General features: G+C 65.7%; 3 protein-coding genes and 1 pseudogene. 1 reads left to right on the top strand and 3 read right to left on the bottom strand.

Annotated features, from left to right (window positions below; genetic code table 11):
* Nucleotides 1-262: 262 nt before the first annotated feature.
* Both H8A95_RS42640 and H8A95_RS42635 read right to left on the bottom strand, forming a co-directional pair.
* Nucleotides 263-706 (bottom strand): PaaI family thioesterase, encoded by a 444-nt coding sequence (locus H8A95_RS42640; protein WP_229188400.1) that lies wholly within the window; start codon nt 704-706, stop codon nt 263-265.
* A 5-nt stretch (nt 707-711) separates the two neighbouring features.
* Complete coding sequence (locus tag H8A95_RS42635; protein WP_229188399.1) at nt 712-1,146, bottom strand: acyl-CoA thioesterase; 435 nt, start codon at nt 1,144-1,146, stop codon at nt 712-714.
* A 180-nt stretch (nt 1,147-1,326) separates the two neighbouring features.
* Here H8A95_RS42635 and H8A95_RS42630 point away from each other — a divergent pair, with 180 nt between their 5' ends.
* Nucleotides 1,327-1,884, top strand: a complete 558-nt coding sequence (locus tag H8A95_RS42630; protein WP_229188398.1) for a TetR/AcrR family transcriptional regulator — start codon at nt 1,327-1,329, stop codon at nt 1,882-1,884.
* A 66-nt stretch (nt 1,885-1,950) separates the two neighbouring features.
* Here H8A95_RS42630 and H8A95_RS42625 read toward each other — a convergent pair.
* Nucleotides 1,951-2,207 (bottom strand): annotated as a pseudogene (locus tag H8A95_RS42625) (hypothetical protein); the annotation flags it as partial.

The raw sequence follows: 2,207 nt of genomic DNA, 5'->3' as shown, positions 1-2,207 counted from the left end.
GAGACTGGCGATCATGGCAGGGCGCTCGCGCGAGGCATCCGCCTATCAGGTCGGTGTGGCGATGGCTTGTCAATGCGTGGGGTCTCAAGCGCGTGCGCAGATGTTGGGCGCGTTGCTCAAATCCCTTGCGCCCTCTCAACTCCGTCACCCTGAGGAGCGCGCAGCGCGTCTCGAAGGGTCGACGGCCACCAGTGGGGCCGTGCATGCTTCGAGACGCCGCTTCGCGGCTCCTCAGCATGACGGGGAAGGTCTGCAGCGCAACTTACGATCGCCGCTGCAACGCCATCAACGTCCCGCTCATGGTCGCGACCAGCGTTTCAACGCCGTCCTGCACGGCATAGGCGCGGCCGTCGCAGACCGTCAGCGTCCGGCCCGGCTTGACCACGACGCCGCGGAACACGAATCGCTCGCCACGCGCCGGCGCCAAGAGGTTGGTCTTGAACTCCACGGTGAGGATGTCGGAGCCATCGGGCATCAGCGTGAAGGCGGCAATCCCGCAGGCATTGTCGAGACCCGCGGTGATGATTCCGGCATGCACGAAGCCGTTCTGCTGGCAGAACTCCGGCGCATAGGGCATCGCGAGATCGACTTCGCCCGGCTCCATGCGCGCGATCGAGATGCCGAGCGTCTGCATCGCGCGCTGGCGCGCGAACGTATCGGCTGCCACCGCGCGATAGTCGGGATTCTTCGGCTCGAAACGGGGCATCGCGGTCACGCAGTCACGGGTTCGGACGGCACGAGATGCGGCATCGCCGCGTAGCGGATCGCCGGCGCAAACGGCGCCGCCTTGCGCGCGGCACGATCGATATGGACCGCAGTGATCTCGCAGGTCGCGGCGATCTCGCCGGCCTCCGCATTGCGCATCTCGTGCAGGATCCGGATCGACTTGTCGCGGAACTCGACCAGCCGGCTCTTGACCTCGACGAGGTCGCCGGCGAGCAGTTCGCGCTTGTAGGAAATGTTCTGCTGCACGGCGGCCATGCCGCGGCCGGACTCGCGCAGATAGCTCGGCGTCAGGCCGAGCCGCGCGAACATGTTCCAGCTCGCTTCGTCGAACTTGCCGACATACCACATGACGTTCATGTGGCCGATGTGGTCGCAGTGCCAGGGATAGACCGTGCCGCGATAGGTCGCCTCGCCCTCCATGGTACCCCTCCCTTCGATTGTTGATACGCTAGCGTATCAAGGACGAAGCAGGCTAGCAATACGGTACCGTATCAAAGCATGATCCGGAAAAGTGCGAAGCGGTTTTCCGAAAAGATCATGCTCAAACAAGAGATTAGTGCGCGATGACTCTGATCGCGCACTAAGATGCGCGGAGATCGCATGACTGAAAGCAAGGGCGACGTCTGGGTCGCGGCCGGCTTTGCCGAGCTCGCGCATAGCGGCGCCGACGGGGTGCGGGTCGAGGTGCTGGCGAAGAATCTCGGCGTCACCAAGGGCGGCTTCTACCGCCGCTTCAGGGATCGCGCCGCGCTGCTCGAGACCATGCTGACGCGCTGGCGCGACGGCCGCATCGCCGCAATCGAGAAGCAGACCGCGCTTGACGGCGCGAGCGCGCGCGAGCGGCTGAAGGCGATCATCACGCTCTATTCGGAGCGCATGAACACCGAGGCGATGGCGGTCGAGCTCGCGATCCGGCAATGGGCGCGCACCGACGAGGCCGCGGCCACCGCCGCCGCGAGCGTCGATGCCGCACGGCTCAAGCAGGTCGGCCAGCTCTATCGCGCCACCGGGCTATCGACCGAGGAGGCCGATGCGCAGGCCTTCCTGTTCTACTGCTTCATCTTCGGCCAGAGCCTGCTGTTCCTCGAACGCGGTCCGCGCAAGCGCGCGCAACTGCTGGCGCAATCGGCGGACAAGCTGCTGGTGGAAAGCCAGTAGAAGCGGCGTCAATGAAAAGCGGCCGGCTTGCGCCGGCCGCTCGTCAGACTTCAGCTTCGGCCGGGCTCAGGCGCCCTTCAGGTGCTTGTTGCATTCGCTCCAGTAGCCGCCGCCCTTCTGGATCCACTTCAGGCCGCCATTGCCGCCCGTGGCCTTGTTGGCCTTGTACTGGTCGTCGCAGGTCTTGAAGCGCTGCTTGCCCGGAGTCTCCTGAGCGTATTTGGGATCGACCGCGTTCGGAAACACGGCGGGCCCTGACGGGGCGGCCGGTGCCGCGGCCGGAGCGGCTTCCCGCTTGGCTTCCTTCGGCGCAGCCGGAGCAG

The sequence above is a fragment of the Bradyrhizobium oropedii genome, assembly GCF_020889685.1.
Classification (GTDB): Bacteria; Pseudomonadota; Alphaproteobacteria; order Rhizobiales; family Xanthobacteraceae; genus Bradyrhizobium; species Bradyrhizobium oropedii.
Note: the sequence above shows the minus strand (reverse complement) of the source record. Positions and strands in the feature narration are given on the sequence as shown.

Bases quoted from the DNA above. Each gene is read 5' to 3' on its own strand.
- H8A95_RS42630 (WP_229188398.1), top strand. From the start codon at position 1,327: ATGACTGAAAGCAAGGGCGACGTCTGGGTCGCGGCCGGCTTTGCCGAG.
- H8A95_RS42635 (WP_229188399.1), bottom strand. From the start codon at position 1,146: ATGGAGGGCGAGGCGACCTATCGCGGCACGGTCTATCCCTGGCACTGC.
- H8A95_RS42640 (WP_229188400.1), bottom strand. From the start codon at position 706: ATGCCCCGTTTCGAGCCGAAGAATCCCGACTATCGCGCGGTGGCAGCC.